Source organism: Brevundimonas sp. SORGH_AS_0993, from assembly GCF_030818545.1.
Taxonomy (GTDB): Bacteria; Pseudomonadota; Alphaproteobacteria; order Caulobacterales; family Caulobacteraceae; genus Brevundimonas.
Genome location: NZ_JAUTAH010000001.1, coordinates 2,425,990 through 2,444,457, shown reverse-complemented (window position 1 = coordinate 2,444,457; position 18,468 = coordinate 2,425,990). Strand labels below are relative to the sequence as shown.

Below are 18,468 nucleotides of genomic sequence, written 5' to 3'. Positions count from 1 at the left end.
CAGACCGCAAGGTCCGGGGCTTTAGCTCAGTTGGTAGAGCGCTTGCATGGCATGCAAGAGGTCAGCGGTTCGACTCCGCTAAGCTCCACCAAGTTTTCAAGGGGTTAGCAGCTCGCTGCTAACCCCTTTTGCTTTCCGGGTAGCACATGGGTAGCAAACAACGTTCTTTGAAATCGATCTGACTGCACTTCGTTTCGATTCGCGTCAGGACGTTTCACGAGATTGCGGCGGTCACTGCAGAGCTTCGATCACTCCGCGCCGAACATGCCGCGCCCTAGGCGTCGGTCACACGCCGAATCGGTCACTTTCGTCACGATTCGTCGGCAGTCTCTTTGGAAGGCTTGAGCCTCAGGGCGTGCGTTCGAGGCCGACGCGCATTCCGCGATACGAACCAAAACAGCCTCACGACCTCAGAGTTGAGGCCTGAAGCTCGCAGGTCCTCGACTACCGCCGCCCGTCTGGCGGCCGTAGCCCCCGAACAGTCGCGTCCGTCACGGTCTCGACCTATGCCCTCTACGACTTCATGGCCGAAAAACGATCCGCCCTGACAGCGTGGGATGAATTGGTTGCAACCCTGATCGCTTCCCCCACTCCTTCCCAGGCCCCCGCCGCCTTCGACGACGCGGCCGGGCACGGGGCGTGGCCGCGGGGGCCAGAGCCAGACCTTCGACAAGCGCGCTGAACAGATCGGCTTGAGCATCTATGGAGCGGATGTTCGACCTGAAGGCCGCCCCAGACGCTTGATCGACCCGGCTTGCGCCAAGCCGTCAGAACCCGAACTCGCTCTCACCAGGAGAGACGGCCTTCGCGTCTCCGACCCGCCAACCCCGCCTTCTCAGGCTCTGAGCTCAACACACTCGCGGGCGATAGGGGGAGGTCCTGGCCGTGAGCCTCCGAACCTCGCCGCTCTGGATTGCTCAGCCCCGAACCGCACTGACGGACTCGCGGAGGTCGTGGCCTGTGGCGTTCCAAGAACTGGAGCCCTAAGCCATCGTTGCGCACGGTCGAAAGGTCTTCCCGGCCGCGCCCCTGGATGCGGCTCGCGCCCGCCAGATCGGCGTGCAACCCGTACAGGATGCTCGGCCAGATCAGAGCAGGTCGTAAGCCGTTTCAAGAAGTTTCAGTCTACGGGGCAAGACGGCCTTGATCGCGTCGTAGGCTTCCGGGTGGAAATCATCAGGCATGTCCGTGAGCGCCCTGTCCGGTGCGGTCTCGGCATGAGCGCGGATCTCGTCCACCACCTTGCGCATCGCCGTCGGCCCCAAGCCCGCGACCTTGCCGCTCTGGATGAAGTGACGTCCCAGGACATCGTCGACCCGGTAGTGCGGCGAAGCCCCCGCCGACATGGCCAGGCGGAAGCTATTATGAGGAATCTGCTTCGCATCGAACGCGGGCTGCGCCGTCAGCACGTCATAGAAGGGCGTGAGCTCGAACCGCCCGCCCGGGCGCAGGAACAGGCTGAAGTTCTTGGCGTGGCCGTCGGTCGCGCCGGTCAGCCAGAACAGGATCTGGCTGCTGAAGAAGGCCAGACGGTCACGGGCCGGATCATCAGCTTCCTGAAGGCGATCGAGAATATTCCTCATCCCCGGGCCTCCGTGGTCCTGGTATTTCCGGCTCGAGGGGATGGACAACGCCTGACACAGGTCTTCCTGGGGAAGGCGAAGCAGTCGACCGTCTGATCGCCACGCCCTGTCAAACCGTTCCACGACGAGAACCCTTCGCTCCCCGAAGGTCGCGATCTCCGTCTTCGCCGTTTCAAGACCGAAGGCGCGCATCAGGGCGAGGCAATAATGCTCGTTGTCGACACTGTGGGTGAGATCCACCTCGCCCGACGCCGTCGGTATCCGCCCAAGCTGGGGCTTCAGGATGTGGGTTGTCGGCGTCGCGCCGATGGGTCGCTTCCATCGTCCGTCATGAAACAGCAGCGCTGTCTTCTCCTGCGCCCCGGCGATGGAGATGCGGAAGCCTTCCTCTGGATCGACTCCAAGCGGGGCGTGGGCCAGGTTCGCGAGCAATCTCTCGATCTCGTCTTCGCCAATGGGCTCCGCCTGGATCGCGCCCGAGACATCGACCTCCAATCCGTCGGGGAGGAACTGCATGGCGCCGACGCAGTCCCGGCCGATTTCCTGCAGGAGGCTGTAGGTGTCGGCGCCCCGCGCCCCGGTCGTCCGGGCGACCTGCCTGCGGACCGCCGGACTGTCGGGCAAGAGATTGTCGAAGACCGCGTTGACCGCTTCGCCCCGATAGGCGGCCTGCTGCAGAGGAAGGGATAGGGAAATCGGGAAGGCCTGCGGCCACTCCACCCAGTCCCGGGCGTACTGGAAGAAGACGGCGCCGTCGGCCGCCTTCTCAAGGCGACCGACCTCACGGCCATTGATCAGGATAGTCAGCGGCGCATGGGCCCGACGACGCCCCATCAGAAGATGTCCGCTATATCGGCCGTAGAACTGCGTGTCCGCGGCGTGAGCGTCATCTCCAGATCAAGCGCCGCCAACAGATCGCAGATCGAGGCGATCCGGGATCCCGGCGCGCCGCTTTCGATCTTGGAGACCATTTCTTGTCGCGTGCCGGCGAGGTCCGCCAACTCGGACTGGCTCAGTCCCCTGGCTTTCCGCTGTCGCTGAATGAGATTACCCAGCTGACGGGGTGAGCGCGCGAGCGGTTCCATATCGCCTCTCCTATGCGATATTCGACATAAACCCGCCTTATGCGATCTTCAACATAAAAGTGAAGTATGCGCTTTTCCGCATAAAGTCGATTGACAGGGCGGAGGCCCACCCGGTCCTGCGTAATCGACGGAAAGCCGTCCTACCATCCCGGGACTGGGACCGACGGCTCGCAGCCTTGCCTGCGGACGGCGTCGCCTTCCGATCATGTCCCGAAGTCGAACGCGATCTGATCCGGCGATACGCTCGTGCGACGCGACCGGGACACCGGCTTCGCCGGCAGCGGCTTCGAAGCCCGCGGAGGTGGTTCGGAAACGACGTCGGCGACGGGCTTCAGGCCAGGGCGCCTCTATGCCAGCTTCGGATTGACGGCAGGCCGGAAGGTCCGCGACGCCTTCCACCGGTCCAGATCGCTCTGCCACCATCCGAACCTGCCGGTCGACACCCGCACCGGCGGCGGAAAATCTCCCGCCTTCTGCATCCGCCAGGCCGTCGTCCGGCTGAGACCGGTGATGTCCTTGACCCGCGGCCAGTACAGGAGGCGGTCGCTCGGTCCTCCGGCGCGCGGGGTCGGGACCGCCTCGTCGTCCCGGATCAGCCGATCCATGACACCGCCTCGTCCGCCCGATGCGCGAACACATCTGCGAGGAGATGCGCATCCCGGGCGGCGTCCACCGGATCGCGCTGCTCCCAGGCGAGGATCACCGCCTTCAGCGCGAAGCTGACGGTCGGATTCGCCAGCAGATCCGCAACGGTGAGCGCGCGACGGGCGGGCCGGCTCATCGCCGCCTCGCGGCGGGGGGAGCCGACGCCCGAAGGTCGGTGATCTGAGACCCGGCCCAGGTCTTGAGCACTTCGGTCGGATAGAACGGCTTGCCGCGGACATGCAGACAGGGCGGGCCGTTTCCGCCCATCGACCACAGCCGCGCGAGCGTGCCCGGTTTCAGATGGATGCCGTACTGTTCCAGAAAGACGGAGGCCTGGGACCGGGTCAGGAGCGGCCCGGACGCCAGGGGTGCGGCAGGGTCGGGGGTGGGCGATCCGGCGGTCATGGGTCGCTCCGCGGCGGACGGCAGTCCCTGGCGGTCCGGGCGCGCCGACCGACCGTGAGCGCCAGATAACAATCGACGACCGCCGACACATAGGCCTGGGTCTCCGAGAGATCGGGAACCCGTCCCAGACCCGCCACGCGCGCGGGGCCGGCGTTATAGGCGGCGAGGGCCAGCCTCAGATCCCCGAAACGGAGCATCTGACGCGCGAGATAGGCCGCCCCGCCCCGGAGGTTCTGCCGGGGGTCGAACCGGTCGCCGACGCCCAGTTCAGCCGCCGTGCCCAGCATCAGCTGGGTCAGCCCGCCCGCCCCGGCCGGCGACCGGGCCCGGGACTCGTAGCCGCTTTCGACGATCACCACCGCATGAAGCAGCTTGGGATCCAGGGCGTGCAGGGCCGCCGCCTCGTCGATCATCGCGGCGAAGGGCTGGTCGAGGTCGGGCAGCCGAGGGGTCGCCTCCTCGTCCGGACCGACCAGCGTCGCGGCGGGCGGAGATCGGCCGAACAGGTCGCCGCCCGCCGCCCTCCAGTCCACAGCCGCCCGCGGAGCCTGGGCCGAGGCGACGCCGCCGAGCGCGCCGAGGGCCAGCCAGACCGCGACGACGGCCCGGCGAGAGTCGATCACCATGTCAGGACCTCCCAGAAGACCCCCTCAAGCCGATCCGCCCGGACCGGCCCGAAATAGCGGCTGTCGAAACTCGCGGCGGTGTCGCCCAGGAGGAAGACCTCGCCCGCATCGAGGCGGCGGCAGTCCGCGCGACGCCCTGCCGATCCCGGGATCGAACCCGCACCACCCGCCCCGGCGCGGCCAGGCGATCCCCGACGCGGCAGACCCGCTCGCCCGCCGTCGCGGCGACCCTTTTGATCAGCAGCACCTCGGGCGGCAGACCCAGGCGCCCGAGATAGGCCCTGACCGAGGTCGGTTGAGGCAGGGCCACGACGGCCCCGCGCTGCGGCGCCGCGCCGATCGCCCGCACATAGAGCCCCTTGGGCAGGCTCGCGCTCTCGTTCACCAGGGCGGCGGCCAGGAGATCGAAGGTCGTGTCCGATTCGCGACGGAAGGCGTCCAGCGCCGTGCGCCAGTCCGCGCCCTTGCGCGACAGCCCGTCGAAGAGCCAGCGCTCGAGCGCGCGGGTCTCGTCCGCCGGCGGCAGCCAGGTCAGGGCGAGGCGGAAGTCGGTCTCGAACGCCGGCTCGCGGGTCTCGAAACGGCCGCGGCGTTCCGCGTCCATCAGCCAGGCCACGTCGAGGTCGAAGCCGCTTTCGTGATAGGGCGCCGCCTCCCGGCGGCGGGCTTCCATGTGCAGGCACCACCCCGTACCCAGCCGCCTGAGCGCATTGTTCAGGCGCGCCTGTACCGCCATCAGCTCGTCCTCGGTCGAGGATTCGAGATCGGGGCCGTGGAACCGGAAGCCGGTCGTGAAGGAGCCGTCCTTGTTGAGAACCACGCCCGGCGCCGCCAGGGCGGCCCAGGGCAGATGGTCCGCGAGAACGGCCGGACGGCGACGCTGCTCTTCCAGGAACCGCATGGTCAGACGTCCAGATGGCCGGGCAGCGCCAGATGACGCCGCAGGACATCGAAGAAGCGCCGATCGCTGCGCGCGGCCCACAGGCCGATGGCGTGGGCGGCCGCCCACCACAGCAGGCCGAGCCACCAGATCCGGAGCGCCAGGCCCAGCACCATGGCGATCGTGCCCATTGCGATGGCGTACGCCCGCGGCATGCCGGCCATCAGGACCGGATCGGTCAGGGCCTGGGCGACAGGCAGCTCCCAGCCGTCGGGATGCGGCTCCATCACCCGATCTCCGCGCCGCCGGCGAAACCGAAGAAGTCGAGGAAGAAGGTCGAGGCCGCGAAGGCGATGGACAGGCCGAACATGATGCCGAGGCCGCGACGCATCGACGAGCCGTTCTCGCTCATCGCGATTCCGGCGCCGAAGACGACGACCGCCACGACGGCGGCGGCCTGGACCACCGGCCCGGTTATGGACTGGACGACCTGCTGGAGCGGGCCTTCCCAAGGCATGCCGGACCCACCGGCAAAAGCAGGCCCGGCGATCAGCAGGCCGCACGAAATCGTCGCGCCGATAAGGCGGCTCCTAAGTATCCCACGCATGATTTGCTTCCTGTGTTCAACGCGTCTCAGCGCGATGCATCACATCGCAAGCAAATATATCCACAGTCCATCAACACATGCCGTGATTATTTATAAGCGGGTTAGATGCAATTCTTGAGAAAGTCATTTCAACTCTTCAGATGGATTCGCCGTGACTTGCAGTTCGCCTTCTGAACTTGCTTCAAGGCGACTTTCGAAGACTTGCCTTAAAGGCCCGCCCACCCTGGTTTCTCGCAGGATCGCCACAGTCTCATTGCGAGCGACGGCAATCACACCGTCGACCCAAGCCGACGTCCTGGTGAGATCGCCGCCTCGGCAACTGCATCGCGGACCCAGGTCCCGGCAAGCCCCGGCCTGATCGCCAAGACGCCTTTTGCAGGTCCATCGCCACCCTCCCGCTTCCGGATTGCACTCCGGAAAGCGGAACGTCGACCGGGCGAACCCGCCAGAAATCTTACCGATCGGGATGTTTTCAAAGTATCGTGCAGGACAGACACCCGATCTTACCGATCGGGAAGATATGCCTTGAATACACGACATTCCCGAACTATCTTACCGATCGGGAAGAACACATGATCACCACCGCTCACGATCTCGGCCTGCAAATCGCCGAAGCCCGCAAGGCGCTCAGGCTGACCCAACGCGATCTCGCCCTGGCGATCGGAACAGGAGAGCGTTTCATCGTGGATCTGGAAGGCGGCAAGGCCACGGCGCAGCTGGGCAAGGCGCTCGCTGCCGCCAAGGCCGTCGGGTTGCGGCTCGAAAACACGGCGAAGCGCGCCTGATGCCCACGCTGTATTACGCCGAGACCCCGATCGCCGAGATCGACGCCACGCCTCAAGGCCTGACCTTGACCTATCAGGATACCTGGCGCGAGGCGGCGAACGCCTTTCCGGCCTCGCTCTCCATGCCGCTCGACCGCGCCGACTGGCCGCCCGAGGTCGCGATGCCCTGGGTCATGAACCTCCTGCCCGAAGGCGAGCCCATGCGCGCCATGCAGCGCGCGCTCGGCGTCGCCCAGGAGGACATCCTCGGCCTGATCTCGGCGACCGGGGGGGATCTGGCGGGCGCCCTGCGTGTCGGCGGACCGCGCGTCGCCCCGGGTGACTATCGTCGGATCGAGAGCGAGGCCGATCTGGAGCGGATCATCACCGACCTGCCGCGCAAACCCTTCCTCGCCGGCGAGGAGGGCGTGACCATGAGTCTGGCCGGCGCCCAGGACAAGCTCCCCGTGGCGCGCATCAGCGACGCCCTCGCCGTGCCGATGAACGGCGCGCCCTCGACCCACATCCTCAAGCCGGACAATCCGCGCCTTCCCGGCAGCGTCCAGAGTGAGGCGCTCTGCATGGTGCTGGCCGATCGTTGCCGCCTGCAAGTCGCCCCGGTCACCACCGGTCGGGCCGGCCAGCGGAGCTATCTCCTCGTCGAGCGCTATGATCGGCAGCGCCAAGACGGACAGACCGTTCGCCTGCATCAGGAAGATTTCTGCCAGGCTCTCGGACTGCCGCCTGGCGCCAAATACGAACGCAGCCAGGTCGGTGTTCCGGGCGTGTCGCTCGCTGCCATGTTCACCCTGGTCAGAGACCATATGACTGCGGTGGACATCACCCGGCTTCTGGACGCCGTGATCTTCAACATCGCCGTCGGCAACGTCGATTCCCACGCCAAGAACTATTCGATCCTTCTGTCGTCGGACGCGCCGCGACTGGCGCCCCTCTATGATCTGATGTCAGGCCTGTCCTGGGACGGCATTACGCAAAACCACGCCCAGGCCGTGGGCGGCCAGGTCCGGGGCCGCCACATCCAGGCGCGGCACTGGCGGCGGATGGCTGAAGCCTGCGCACTGGCGCCTGCGGCGACAGTGCGCAGGGTGGTCGCCCTGACCGACCGGATCCAGCGCGAACTTGAAGGGGCTGTCGAAGCGGTCCGCGCCATGCCCGCCGGTCCGGGCGCGCATCTGGAAGGGCTGGCGCAAGACATCCTCGCAAGGGCGGCGCTCGTCGGCCGCAATGCCCGGCGAGACGACGACGCCGAAGAGGATGAGGGTCCCGCCAACCGGGGCGAGGCCTTCCCGTCATCACTCTAGCCGACAAGACTATATGCGGGCCTGATCACCGCATGTTCTGCGGCGATTAGATCGGCTAATCGCCGCGCCCGATGGCCGACACCTTATAGTCGCCGTCTTCAAATCCCTCCACGGCGAGGATGGCCTCGACCTCTCGGCCGCTAGAAGTTCTACGGATCTGGACGATGACGTCCACGGCCTGTCCGATGGCCCGCGTCGGGACGACGGCGGCGACCTCCGAAACCAGATCCTCGATCCGCCGCAGAGCGTCCCCGGCCGAGTTCGCATGGATCGTCGACAGCCCGCCGGGATGACCGGTATTCCAGCTCTTGAGGGTTTCCAGCGCCGCGGCGCCGTCGCGCATTTCGCCGACGACGATCCGGTCGGGCCGCATCCGCAGGGCGTCCCGGACCAGATCCGCCACGCCGATCGGTCGGGGCGAACGCCGCGTCAGCACCGACACCGTATCCCAGGCGGAACACTGTAGCTCCGGCGTGTCCTCGATCATGAACACCCGATCCCCTGCAAAGGCGGGTTCGGCCAACAGGGCATTGGCGAGCGTCGTCTTGCCGGACCCCGTACCGCCCGAGATCAGGATATTGCGTCGCGCGACCACGGCGGCCTTCAGGCCGGAGGCCTGGTCCTCGGTCATCACGCCGTCGCGCACATAGTCTTCCAGTCTCCAGACAGAGGCGGGACGTTTGCGGATGGAAAAGGCCGGCGCGAGAGCGACGGGCGGCACGAGGCCCTGAAACCGCTCGCCGCTACCGGGAAGAACGCCTGCGAGGCGTGGGTCTTCGCGGACCACGGGTTCTCCGACGTAGTCCGCGACAAGACGTATGACCCGTTCACGCGCATCGCTCGCGAGCACCTCGCCGGTGTCCTCTCGCCCGGATCCAATCCGGTCCAGGATGATACGGCCATCCGGATTGGCCAAGATCTCAACGACATCGGTCGCCACGAGCGCCGACAGAATGGTGTCGCCGAGCGCATGGCGCAGCGCCTGAAGTTTCCGCTCCGCGACGATGGGATGGGCGCTCATCTCAGACCGCCGCGCCAAAGGACCGGGGCTCCTCCGCGACCGTCTCTTCCGGATCCCTGTGGCCTCGTCCCGCAACGATACGCGCCGCCGTCGCATCCAGGAGGGTCTCGATCCGGCGATCGACAGCCGCCTGGACGGTCGGATCCTGATCCACGATGGCGTCGGGAAGGCGCAGGAAGAAGGCGCGCGCGACTTCGATGAGGAGTTCCTGAACGATCTGCAGGTCTCTCGCCGAGGACCGCATATGCCCCTTCAGGGACTGCTCCAGCAAAAGAAGCCGATCGTCCGGGTCGGCATGAGAGCTCTTCTGCAGACCGCGCGCGATGGCGCGTCCGGCCGCCTGGCTCAGCGGCATCCGTCCGGCCCGGGCCTCCCGGTTCAGACCGGTCACCACCTTCGGATCGTTGAGATAGACCTGAACCCGGCAGGTCGGAGCGGCGCGTCTAGTCATGGGGGAGTCCTTGCAGGTGATCCAGGGCCGCCTTCTCGGCCGCCATCGCCTCGGCCACGCGGCTGTAGGCCTCAGCGACGCGGGCCACCGTCTTCTTGTCGTCCATGGCGGCAGCCACCTCCTTGAAGAGAGGAAGGCCGGCCTGTGCATCCTCACCCAGGCTGCGGCGGCCCGCCCAGGGATGCGGGGACCGCCCTGGCGCATCGACACCCGACGCCTGATCGTGCGGAGCCTCATCGGCGCGATCACGAAACGGCCGAACCTTGTCGTAGAGAAGCTTGGCGGTCTTCAGGGGCCGCCGGCCCGTCGAAGACCAGTTGCTGGTCATCCGGGAGGGCGCGGATCTCACCCGGCTCCATCAGAGGCCGTTCGATCTCGGAGCGCGACACCGTGCTGCGCCCCACCGGCCAGACCGGCCGGAGAACTCGGCTCCTGCGCGCTTCCGCCACCGTCCCCGTGAGTTTGGAGACCTTGTCCTGGGTCAGGGGATCGAGCGCCGAAAAAGAGGTGAAGACGGCGCAGTTGTCGAGGATGGTGTTGTTGACCCCGTAGGTCTCCACGATGTCGTTCAATGACTGGGCCACGAACATCACCTTGACCCCATAGCCACTCAGGAGCCGCAGCGATTTCTCGAAGAAGCTGACCCGCCCGAGCAGAGGAAACTCGTCCATCAGCATCAGCAATCGATGCTGTTTGGAGCGGCCGGCGGCATCCTCGCTTTCGTGAACCGTGAGCGCCTGGGCGGCGGCATAGAAGAACAGGCGCACCAGAGGCCGCAGTGCGGCGGCGTCCGCCGGCGCGACCTGGACGTAGAGCGACATCGGCGACTTCGCACATATCAGATCGCCAAGGCTGAAGTCCGACACCGATAGCGCCCGCTCGACATCGTCGCCCGCAAGCCATTTGAGATAGGAGCGCGCGGTGCCCTGGACCGAGGTCCGGAACCGGTCATGCATCGCCGCATAGCCTTTCACGGCGGTGAGGATGAACGGATGGGGCTCGGGCTCACCGTCCGGTCCCGGACGATGCAGGGTGCGGCTCATGACCTCGGCCGCATCGTTCAGATCAGCCAACAGCTCGCGCACCGTCACCAGGGTCTTGTCGGCGTCTTCGGCTGTGTAGAGGACATGCAGGATGGCGGCTTCTAGGATCTCGGACGCCGCCTTGTCCCAGATCGCCTCATCGTCGCGTGCGCCACCGGGATCGGAGAGGATCGCCACCAGTCTCTGGAACTGAGCCAGCTCCCCCGGTCCCGGCCGGATTTCCGCCAGGGGATTCCAGCACGCCGAGGCCGGGTCCCGGGGATCGAAATACAGGGCATGGGAAAACCGGCCCCGCCATCCCCCTGTGACCCGCCACAGTTCCTTTTTGGGGTCGTGAACTAGGGTCCGTACCCAATTGAGTTGATTGATCTGCTGTGATTCAAGCTTCTGAGGAGGCTTTGACATGGCGGATCACTTTTGGCTCTCGGACGCCCAGTGGGCGGTGATCGAGCCGCACATGCCCAAGGTCTACACGGGCAAGCGCCGGGTGGATGATCGTCGGGTGATCTCGGGGATCGTGCATCGGCTGCGCGAGGGCTGTCCCTGGCGGGCGCTTCCGGATGTCTATGGGCCGTACACAACGGTGTTCAATCGCTATAACCGCTGGAGCAAGCGGGGCCTGTGGCAGCGGATCCTGACGGCGCTGAACGCAGAGGCCGATCCGCCGGTCGTGGCGATGATCGACTCGACCTCGGTCAAGGCGCACCGCTCGGCGGCGGGCGCAAAAGGGGGGGCGCGTTCCAGGCCATAGGCCGTTCGCGCGGCGGCCGCACCACCAAGGTCCATCTGCTGGTGGATGAGGCCGGGCGGCCCCGTGTGCTCCAGCTCTCGCCCGGCCAGGCGTCCGACATCGTCGCGGCCCCCGACCTGATCCTCGCCGCCCGACCCAGCCAGAGCCTGTTGGCCGACCGCGCCTAGACCGCGACGCCCTGCGCCGCCTGCTCAGCGAACGCGGCACGACCCCGGTGATCCCCAACACGATCAACCGCGTGAACCGACACCCCTTCGACCCCGCCGCCTACAAGCTCCGCAACGACGTCGAACGCGCCTTCTGCCGCCTCAAGGACTTCCGCGCCGTCGCCACCCGATACGACAAGACCGCCAGAAACTATCTCGCCGGGCTCTGCCTCGTCGCCGCCATCACCCTATGGACCAAATGAGTCCGGACCCTAGGGGCCGCGCCCACCGACCACCCTCGGGGTCGGTGCATGGACCTTGATCGGGGACGTTCACCACCGACGGGACGCTTCGCTGAAACGCGTCGCACCTGACGAGCTCCACCATCGTCACCTCCAGGCGTCGCAGGACGCCTGGAGGGACGGCCACCTTCCGCACATCGTCCGTCCGTCCCAGTCGTCACTCCGCCTTCAACTGTTCGACAAAGAACGCTGAATCATAGGCTGCGACAGGCCGATCAGCCTGACCGAACCCGGCAGTCGAAAGCGATCCCCCCGGAACCGCTCGGTCAGCCGAGACAGGACCCGGCCCCAGATCTCACCTCTATCGGGCCAACGCCGAGGGAAGGTAAATTACTCGCATTTACGCTGACAACCAGGCTTGTGGCCGCCGCATGGCGGCGGCTCAGAAGACCGTCACCACCCATATTTGAGCCCGATCAAGCCGCCATGGCTGGAGCTGGCGTCGCCCAGCATGCCGCGATAGCCCAGGTTCAGCATCAGCCGGTCGGTCAGCGACCATTCCGCGCCGAGGTCAAGGTTCAGAGCGTTCCGCGACCAGCCGTCCATCGGGACAAGATAAACCGGGCTGGCCGCCCAGTCGGCATAGCGGACGCCCTGGGTCTCGACGTCCTCCAGTTCGTGCGACCACTCCATACGCGCGGTGGGTCGCAGGACGCCGAACCGGCGGCTTTCGAGGGTCCACCGCCATGACGCGCCCAGATTGACCGACAAGCCGCTCTGATCCAGCGCATCCCAGGTCAGGGCCGACAGGCCGCCGCTGGTTTCTGTGAAGCCGTCCAGCGCGATGTCGCGGCCTTCCATGCGGACATAGAGGTCGGCTGAAAGACCCTGACGGCGCACGGTCCGCCCGATGGAAGCCGAGGCGAAGCGCACCACGCCCGAGCGTTCACCGTCGGCATAGCCATTCGCCTGGCCCAGCAGGCCCACGACCCAGCGGCGGCTGTCGATGTCGAGGCTGGACATACCCATCACGCCATCGACGAACCAGCCGTCGGCAGGTCGCCAACTGGCGTAGAGGGCGCCGGTCACGGCCTTGCCATTGGAGGTCGAGCCGTTGTCGCCGATCCGCGTCTTGTCCTCGCCGTAACCCAGACCGCCGCCCACGATCAGATGATCATCCAGGCGAAAGTCGACGCCTGCCGTCACCCCCTGCGTGGCGAACCGGCTGTCGCGCAGACCCTGAGCATCCTGACGGCCCCAATCGACCGAACCCGAGGTCCAGACCCCTACCGATCGACTGTCTTCGGTCGCCCGCTGCCCGGTCGGGGGCGCGTTCGGCTGGCCGGCCTGGTTCAGCGTCTGCTCGGCGGGCCGGGCGCGGTTGGACCCGAAATCCAATCCCAGCATGTCGCGGTCGCGATCATCGCCCAGGCCCCCGGGATCCAGCCGTCGATCCTGACCCAGCTGGCGCCGCAGAGCGACGCGGGGATCGCGGTCTTCCCGTCCGCCGAGACCGCCGACGTTCAGGCTCAGACCGTTGCGCGAATCGTTCGAGCCGTCCCGCAGGCTTTCCAGACGGCGCCGAAAATTATCGACCTGGGCGCTGGAGAACCGGCGCGCAGCGGTGATCTGGCCCGCCGCCATGCCTCGGACGTCCGGATCCAACGAAGGGTCCGGGCGTGCAGCGACCGTCACCGTCAGGGTTCCCATCGAGGTTCCGTTGACGTTGGTCAGGGTGAAGCCGACGACCGCCTGCCCCGAGAACGTCCCTTGCGGCGTGAACGTCAGATCGTAGGTTCCCCCCGTTCCGACGATCGCCGCCGAACCGGCTGCGGTCGGTGAGATCGAAACCGCCGCCGCGCCAGTGAAGGGGTCGCCGGCCGCATTGCTGATGCGGACCGTGACCGGACGGCCTTGGATGGTATCGGCGACCAGCGCCTGGGACGCGGGAATCTGACCGACCGTCAGGTCGAGCCGACCCGCCGCCGAAGACCCGAACGGCAGGTCGATGACATAGTCCAGCGAGGTTGTTCCGCCGTTGGCGACACCCGGCGTGAACACGATGTTCAACCCCTGGACCGTCGCCGTGCCGAAAGCCGGCTGGCGGGTGATCTGCAACGCCTGGAACGGACCGCCGATCAGGGTCGCGGTGGGCGACACGGTCAGGGTTCCGCTGGAAGCGATGCTGCCCGAAAGGTCCGGCGCCTTGCCCGCCACCAGGAAGGTGAAGGTCGCCGGCGCGGAGTCCCCGCCGGGACCGAAGGCCACGACCGTCACCGTTTCGGTCCCGATGAAGTTGGCGTCGGGCGTGTAAGCCAGTTGGAAGGTCGACGCAGTCTGAGGTCCGGCCGCCTGCGCCCCAACCGATTGGGACGTGGTCGTAGCGACGGACGCGGTGATCGCGGAGGAGCCGAAGCGAGCGTTCGCCGTGATGCGATAGCCATCGATCACGCCCTGGGTCCATGCGCTCAGATCGACTGAAATCGTGGCGGATCCCCCGCCGCTGGCAGACGGAACGACGACGGCAGGCGCAGGCGTGATGGCGGGCGCAGGCGGCGTGGCGACCGTCAGCGAAACGGTGGAGGTCGAGGAGGTTCCTCCGGGGCCGGTGGCCGTGAAGCTGAAGCTGTCGGGGCCGAAATAGTCCGCAGCCGGTCGGTAGGTCGCCACAGCGGCGGCGAAGTTGACCGTGCCATGGGCGGGCGCGGCCGCCACTTCGACCTGATCGTAGACCCCGCTTATCGATCCAGACAGATCGATCGCGACGCCGGAACTCGCGAAAGGCACGGTCACGCCCGACCGATCAGCCGTGACCGGCGCCGGCGGAGCGCCCACCGCTATGTTGGCCGTGGCTGGCGCCGAGGCGCCGTCGCCGTTGCTCGCCGTATAGGTGAAGCTGTCGGCGCCGAAGTAGCCCGCGGCGGGCGTGTAGAGAAAGCCCTTCCCGCTGACCGACACGACGCCATGGGCCGGACCGGCGGCCACGGCGACGCTGTCGACCGTTCCGCCTGAGAGATTGGCCATGATCGGGTTGTTGGTCGAGCCGTAGCCGACCGACGCCGAGACATCGCCCACGACCGGCGGGTTCGGCGCGGCGATGCTCCAGGCATAGGCCTGGATCGCTGAAAACGGACCCGAGCCACCCGATGAATCGGTCGCCGTGATGCTGAAGTTGAAGAGACCGCCCTGCCCCGGCGTGCCGCTGATCACGCCGGCGGACGACAGGCTGATACCGGCCGGCAGAACGCCTGCCGAGATCACGAAGGCGTAGGGACCTGTCCCGCCGGACGCCGAAAGCTGCTGACTGAAGGGTGTTCCCACCTGACCGCCCGCCAATGTGGTCGGCATGACCGTGATCTTCGCCGCCCCGACCATCAGCGCATAGGCGCGACTGGCGCTGAACGGCGCGCCGCTTCCGGTCGAGTTGTCGGTCGCGGTGATTGTGACGCTGAAACTTCCTCCCGCCGTCGGGGTCCCGGAGAGCACGCCGTTCGTCGCCAAGGTCACGCCGGCCGGCAGGGCGCCCGCCGTAACGGCATAGCTGTAGGGCGCGACGCCGCCTGTGGCGGTGACGCTTTGGCTATAGGCGGCTCCCACGCTGGCGTTCGGCAAGCCGTTGGGCGTCAGGGCGATGGTGGGGGCATCGACCGTCAGGGTCAGGGCCCGACTGGCGCTGAACGGCCCAGTCCCTCCCGACGAATCCATCGCCGTGACGGTGAAATCGAAATTGCCGCCTTGCGTCGGCGAACCGCTAAGCATTCCAGCCGAAGACAGGCTGACGCCGGCCGGCAACGTCCCCGCCGTTACGCCGAACCTATAGGGCCCCACGCCGCCGCTGGCCGTCAGGGTCTGACCATAGGCGACGGAAACCTTCGCTGCGGGAAGGACGGCGGTGCTGATCGTGACGGTCGGGGCGCTGATGAAGAGCGTATAGGCCCGAGCGCCGGCATAAGGGGCCAAAGCCCCGGTCGTCGCATCCGTCGCAGTTACGGTAAAGTTGAAAGCCCCCGATGCCGTGGGCGTGCCGGAAAGCGCGCCGGCGGACGACAGGGACAGGCCCGCCGGCAGGGCGCCCGCGCTGACCGCATAGGCATAGGGCGATGTTCCGCCGGTCGCGCTGAAGGTCTGGCTGTAGGCGACGCCAGGCGCGCCGGCCGGCAGGGTGGTCGGCGTAATGACGATCGTCGGCGCCGCGATGACGATCGAATAGGCCCGACTGATCGAGACAGCAGCGTTGTCCGTCACCTTCGCGGCGAAGTGGAAGGCGCCCTGGGCCGTCGGCGTTCCGCTGATCGCGCCGGTCGTAGCATTGAGGGTCAGGCCGGCGGGAAGCGCGCCCTCCGAGATCGTATAGAGGTACGGGGTCACGCCGCCCGTGGAATTCAATGTCTGTCCGTAAGCGGCCCCGGCCTGTCCGTCGGGCAGACTGAGGGGAGATAGCGTCAGCGGAGGCGCATTGACCTTGAGGGAATAGGCCTGCGAGCCGTTGTAGGGACCCGCTCCCGTCGAACTGTCCGTTGCGGTGATCGTGAAGTTGAAACTGCCGCGCGCCGTGGGCGTCCCCGACAGCACGCCGTTGGACGCCAGCGTGATGCCGGGTGGCAAGGCGCCGGTCACGGTGTAACGGTAAGGCGTCGTGCCGCCGCTGGCCGTCAAGGTCTGACTGTAGGCCGCGCCCACGTCGCCCGTAGGCAAGGATGCCGGCCCAACTGCGATCGTCGCGTCGACGACCGTCAGCGAATAGGCGCGGCTGCCGGAAAAGGGACCGCCAGCCGCCGACGAACCATCGGTCGCTTTCACGGTGAAGGTGAAGTTTCCGCCGGACGTCGGCGTGCCGCTGAGTACGCCTGTGGAAGACAAGTTCAGACCAGCCGGCAAGGCGCCGTCCGTCAAAGCGAAGCGGTAGTCAGCCGTGCCGCCGCTGGCGATGATCGTCTGGCTGTAGGAGACGCCGACCTTGGCGCTCGACAAGGTGGTCGGGGCGATGGTGATGGTGATGGTCGGCGCGGCGACGGTCAGCGTCGCCACGTTGCTGGCTGTGGTCCCGCCTGCATTGCTGAACACGGCGCGGAACCGCTTGCCGTCGTCACCCATCGTCGTCGCAGGCGACGTATAGACAGTCGAGGTCGCGCCGGCGATGTCGGCCCAGCTGGCGCCGCCATCGAACGATTCCTGCCATTGAACGGTCGACGCCCCCGATGCTTGAGCGGCGAAGGTCGCCTTCGCGCCCGCCGTCACCAACTGGCTTGAGGGCTGGGCCAGCACAGTCGGCGCGGCCGGGGTGACGGTGACGGTGACGGTCGCCGGCGCCGATTGCAGCGCGCCGGGCCCGGTTCCGTTTGTCGTGGTGAAGGTGAAGCTGGTCGTGCCGCTGTAACCGGACGCCGGTGTGAAGGTGACGTTGGGCCCGGTCCCCGAGACGCTGCCCGCACCGCCTGTCGGCTGCGTATAGGCGTAGCTGGCGGCGTCCGTTCCCTGGAGCGTGATGGTCCGCGCCGTCTGATAGGCCGTCGTCACGGTCTGGCCAGTGGCCGTGGGCGGCGTGATGTAGGTGTAGCCCCGGCTAAGTGTGGCCATGCCCCCTGGCGTCGTGACCCGGACATCGCCGGAACCCGCTGCGCCCGCCGGCGTCGTCGCTGTGATCTGGGTGTCGTTGACGATGGTGACGCCCGTGGCGGCTCCGGCGCCTATGCCGACGACAGTCGCGCCTGTGAGTCCCCAGCCGCCGATCGTAATCGATTGACCGCCGGCGGTCGTTCCCTGAGCTGGCGAGACCGACGTGACGGTCGGGCGCGCGACATAGGTGAACCGATCCGCCGACGAGGTCGCGCTGGTCCCGCCAGGAGTCGTAACAGTGACATCCACAACGCCCGTACCGGACGGAGCCGTCGCCGTGATCTGGGTATCGCTGTCCACGGTATAGGCTGCGACGGCCGTTCCAAACCTTACGGTCCCCGTCCCTGCGGCGGACGCGAAGCCGGTCCCCGCGAGCGTCACGATCGTTCCGCCGTTACGCGGCCCTGCTGTCGGTGAGATCGCGGTCACGGTTGGCGCAGCGACGTAGGTATATGTGCTCGCGGCTGACGTCGCGCTGACGCCGGCGGCGTTCGTCACGGTCACATCGACCACGCCCGCCGGCAGTGCGGGCGCCACCGCCACGATTTCTGTGTTGCTGTTCACCACGTATCCCGTGGCCTGCGCCGAACCGAACCTTACTCCCGACGGGCCCGAAACATTGGAAAAACCCATCCCCCGGATCGCGATGCTGGTCCCCCCTGCGGTGGGCCCCTGGGGGGGTGTGATCTGCGTAACAGTCGGCGCGATGTCGTCGTTCCGGATCGTCAGGGTTCCTTGCCCCCTGGCGATCGTGGCGTTGGTCGCGCCGCTCAGATTGACGAAAAAGGTCTCATCGGCCTCCGCCCGAAGGTCGCCGTTGATGAACACAGCGATTTGCTTGAACCTGTCTCCGGGCAAAAAAGTCAGGGTGCCGCTCGTCGCTGCATAATCGCCGTCGGCGACGGTCGCGGTCCCGTCCGCCGTGGTGAAATCGACCGAGATCGGGGTGTCGCTCGCTCGGGACAGGGACACGGTGGGGAAGAAGGCAGTCGTGCCGCTATTGCCTTCCGATTGAGCGAAGTCGTTGATGGAAATCGTGACCGGCGGCGGCGAACAGCTCAGCGTAAACTCGACATGGCTGTTCCAGGACGACGAAGGTCCCTTCGTGCGACCGGGCCCGCTTGCCAGGCTGGCGATGAAGGTGTCAGTCGAGGGAGGAGAGTTCCGTGTCCAGTCGACCGTGATCGATCCACTGCCCCTTTCCGCCGTCGAGTCCGTGACGCCTTGCTCAGAACTTGAATTGGTCTGGGAGTACTTAACGGAGACATAGGCGCCCCGGGT

At 66.9% G+C, this 18,468-nt stretch carries 16 protein-coding genes, 1 tRNA gene and 2 pseudogenes; 5 read left to right on the top strand and 14 right to left on the bottom strand.

Annotation, left to right across the window (positions count from 1 at the left end):
• Positions 1–15 precede the first annotated feature (15 nt).
• Positions 16–91, top strand: a tRNA-Ala gene (locus tag QE389_RS12110).
• Positions 92–1,088: 997 nt separating this feature from the next.
• Here the strand turns inward: QE389_RS12110 and QE389_RS12105 are convergent.
• The 10 genes and pseudogenes from QE389_RS12105 to QE389_RS12060 form a co-directional block, all read right to left on the bottom strand.
• Positions 1,089–2,417, bottom strand: coding sequence for a type II toxin-antitoxin system HipA family toxin (locus tag QE389_RS12105; protein ID WP_307367617.1), 1,329 nt, complete (start codon positions 2,415–2,417; stop codon positions 1,089–1,091).
• Positions 2,417–2,668 (bottom strand): helix-turn-helix domain-containing protein, encoded by a 252-nt coding sequence (locus QE389_RS12100; RefSeq protein ID WP_307367615.1) that lies wholly within the window; start codon positions 2,666–2,668, stop codon positions 2,417–2,419. Before QE389_RS12100 ends, QE389_RS12105 begins: the two co-directional genes overlap by 1 nt.
• A 347-nt stretch (positions 2,669–3,015) precedes the next feature.
• Entirely contained in the window at positions 3,016–3,273 is a 258-nt protein-coding gene (locus QE389_RS12095; protein ID WP_307367613.1) for an AlpA family transcriptional regulator, read from the bottom strand.
• Complete coding sequence (locus QE389_RS12090; RefSeq protein ID WP_307367611.1) at positions 3,261–3,449, bottom strand: hypothetical protein; 189 nt, start codon at positions 3,447–3,449, stop codon at positions 3,261–3,263. The genes QE389_RS12095 and QE389_RS12090 overlap by 13 nt, the downstream gene beginning before the upstream one ends.
• A complete protein-coding gene (locus tag QE389_RS12085) occupies positions 3,446–3,718 on the bottom strand; it encodes a hypothetical protein (RefSeq protein ID WP_307367610.1) in 273 nt (90 codons plus the stop codon). The genes QE389_RS12090 and QE389_RS12085 overlap by 4 nt, the downstream gene beginning before the upstream one ends.
• Positions 3,715–4,344, bottom strand: a complete 630-nt coding sequence (locus QE389_RS12080; protein ID WP_307367608.1) for a lytic transglycosylase domain-containing protein — start codon at positions 4,342–4,344, stop codon at positions 3,715–3,717. The genes QE389_RS12085 and QE389_RS12080 overlap by 4 nt, the downstream gene beginning before the upstream one ends.
• Positions 4,338–4,433, bottom strand: a complete 96-nt coding sequence (locus tag QE389_RS12075) for a hypothetical protein (protein ID WP_307369075.1) — start codon at positions 4,431–4,433, stop codon at positions 4,338–4,340. Before QE389_RS12075 ends, QE389_RS12080 begins: the two co-directional genes overlap by 7 nt.
• A 122-nt stretch (positions 4,434–4,555) precedes the next feature.
• Positions 4,556–4,948 (bottom strand): annotated as a pseudogene (locus QE389_RS12070) (hypothetical protein); the annotation flags it as partial.
• A 299-nt stretch (positions 4,949–5,247) separates the two neighbouring features.
• Positions 5,248–5,511: a VirB3 family type IV secretion system protein gene (locus tag QE389_RS12065; RefSeq protein ID WP_307369072.1), complete on the bottom strand. Its 264-nt coding sequence runs from the start codon at positions 5,509–5,511 to the stop codon at positions 5,248–5,250.
• Positions 5,511–5,831, bottom strand: coding sequence for a TrbC/VirB2 family protein (locus QE389_RS12060; RefSeq protein WP_307367606.1), 321 nt, complete (start codon positions 5,829–5,831; stop codon positions 5,511–5,513). The genes QE389_RS12065 and QE389_RS12060 overlap by 1 nt, the downstream gene beginning before the upstream one ends.
• A 572-nt stretch (positions 5,832–6,403) precedes the next feature.
• Between QE389_RS12060 and QE389_RS12055 the strand changes: the two genes are divergently transcribed.
• Both QE389_RS12055 and QE389_RS12050 read left to right on the top strand, forming a co-directional pair.
• Positions 6,404–6,616, top strand: a complete 213-nt coding sequence (locus QE389_RS12055) for a helix-turn-helix domain-containing protein (protein ID WP_307367604.1) — start codon at positions 6,404–6,406, stop codon at positions 6,614–6,616.
• Positions 6,616–7,917 carry a type II toxin-antitoxin system HipA family toxin gene (locus tag QE389_RS12050; protein WP_307367603.1) on the top strand — a complete coding sequence of 434 codons (1,302 nt, stop codon included), beginning with the start codon at positions 6,616–6,618 and terminating at the stop codon, positions 7,915–7,917. The genes QE389_RS12055 and QE389_RS12050 overlap by 1 nt, the downstream gene beginning before the upstream one ends.
• Before the next feature lie 55 nt (positions 7,918–7,972).
• On the opposite strand, the gene trbB is transcribed toward QE389_RS12050, so the two are convergent.
• The 3 genes from trbB to QE389_RS12035 all read right to left on the bottom strand — a co-directional run bounded on the left by trbB (position 7,973) and on the right by QE389_RS12035 (position 10,837).
• Positions 7,973–8,938 carry a P-type conjugative transfer ATPase TrbB gene (gene trbB / locus QE389_RS12045; protein ID WP_373458350.1) on the bottom strand — a complete coding sequence of 322 codons (966 nt, stop codon included), beginning with the start codon at positions 8,936–8,938 and terminating at the stop codon, positions 7,973–7,975.
• Between the two features lies 1 nt (position 8,939).
• The gene (locus QE389_RS12040; RefSeq protein WP_307367599.1) at positions 8,940–9,389 is read right to left on the bottom strand and encodes a hypothetical protein; all 450 of its coding nucleotides are present in this window, start codon (positions 9,387–9,389) and stop codon (positions 8,940–8,942) included.
• A 245-nt stretch (positions 9,390–9,634) separates the two neighbouring features.
• Positions 9,635–10,837, bottom strand: coding sequence for a type IV secretory system conjugative DNA transfer family protein (locus QE389_RS12035; protein WP_307367597.1), 1,203 nt, complete (start codon positions 10,835–10,837; stop codon positions 9,635–9,637).
• Between QE389_RS12035 and QE389_RS12030 the strand changes: the two are divergent.
• A pseudogene (locus QE389_RS12030) lies at positions 10,836–11,592 on the top strand (IS5 family transposase). The gene QE389_RS12035 and the pseudogene QE389_RS12030 overlap by 2 nt on opposite strands.
• Before the next feature lie 432 nt (positions 11,593–12,024).
• Here the strand turns inward: QE389_RS12030 and QE389_RS12025 are convergent.
• Positions 12,025–18,159 carry a putative Ig domain-containing protein gene (locus tag QE389_RS12025; protein WP_373458313.1) on the bottom strand — a complete coding sequence of 2,045 codons (6,135 nt, stop codon included), beginning with the start codon at positions 18,157–18,159 and terminating at the stop codon, positions 12,025–12,027.
• A 55-nt stretch (positions 18,160–18,214) separates the two neighbouring features.
• On the opposite strand from QE389_RS12025, the gene QE389_RS12020 reads away from it, so the two are divergent.
• Positions 18,215–18,457, top strand: coding sequence for a hypothetical protein (locus tag QE389_RS12020; RefSeq protein WP_307369127.1), 243 nt, complete (start codon positions 18,215–18,217; stop codon positions 18,455–18,457).
• Positions 18,458–18,468: the final 11 nt, after the last annotated feature.

Excerpts from the sequence above, each read along its gene's own strand:
- QE389_RS12060 (WP_307367606.1), bottom strand. The coding sequence starts at position 5,831 with ATGCGTGGGATACTTAGGAGCCGCCTTATCGGCGCGACGATTTCGTGC.
- QE389_RS12040 (WP_307367599.1), bottom strand. The coding sequence starts at position 9,389 with ATGACTAGACGCGCCGCTCCGACCTGCCGGGTTCAGGTCTATCTCAAC.
- QE389_RS12085 (WP_307367610.1), bottom strand. The coding sequence starts at position 3,718 with ATGACCGCCGGATCGCCCACCCCCGACCCTGCCGCACCCCTGGCGTCC.
- QE389_RS12080 (WP_307367608.1), bottom strand. The coding sequence starts at position 4,344 with ATGGTGATCGACTCTCGCCGGGCCGTCGTCGCGGTCTGGCTGGCCCTC.
- QE389_RS12095 (WP_307367613.1), bottom strand. The coding sequence starts at position 3,273 with ATGGATCGGCTGATCCGGGACGACGAGGCGGTCCCGACCCCGCGCGCC.
- QE389_RS12020 (WP_307369127.1), top strand. The coding sequence starts at position 18,215 with ATGGAAATCGTGACCGGCGGCGGCGAACAGCTCAGCGTAAACTCGACA.
- QE389_RS12090 (WP_307367611.1), bottom strand. The coding sequence starts at position 3,449 with ATGAGCCGGCCCGCCCGTCGCGCGCTCACCGTTGCGGATCTGCTGGCG.
- QE389_RS12105 (WP_307367617.1), bottom strand. The coding sequence starts at position 2,417 with ATGGGGCGTCGTCGGGCCCATGCGCCGCTGACTATCCTGATCAATGGC.
- QE389_RS12035 (WP_307367597.1), bottom strand. The coding sequence starts at position 10,837 with ATGTCAAAGCCTCCTCAGAAGCTTGAATCACAGCAGATCAATCAACTC.
- QE389_RS12050 (WP_307367603.1), top strand. The coding sequence starts at position 6,616 with ATGCCCACGCTGTATTACGCCGAGACCCCGATCGCCGAGATCGACGCC.
- trbB (WP_373458350.1), bottom strand. The coding sequence starts at position 8,938 with ATGAGCGCCCATCCCATCGTCGCGGAGCGGAAACTTCAGGCGCTGCGC.
- QE389_RS12065 (WP_307369072.1), bottom strand. The coding sequence starts at position 5,511 with ATGGAGCCGCATCCCGACGGCTGGGAGCTGCCTGTCGCCCAGGCCCTG.
- QE389_RS12055 (WP_307367604.1), top strand. The coding sequence starts at position 6,404 with ATGATCACCACCGCTCACGATCTCGGCCTGCAAATCGCCGAAGCCCGC.
- QE389_RS12100 (WP_307367615.1), bottom strand. The coding sequence starts at position 2,668 with ATGGAACCGCTCGCGCGCTCACCCCGTCAGCTGGGTAATCTCATTCAG.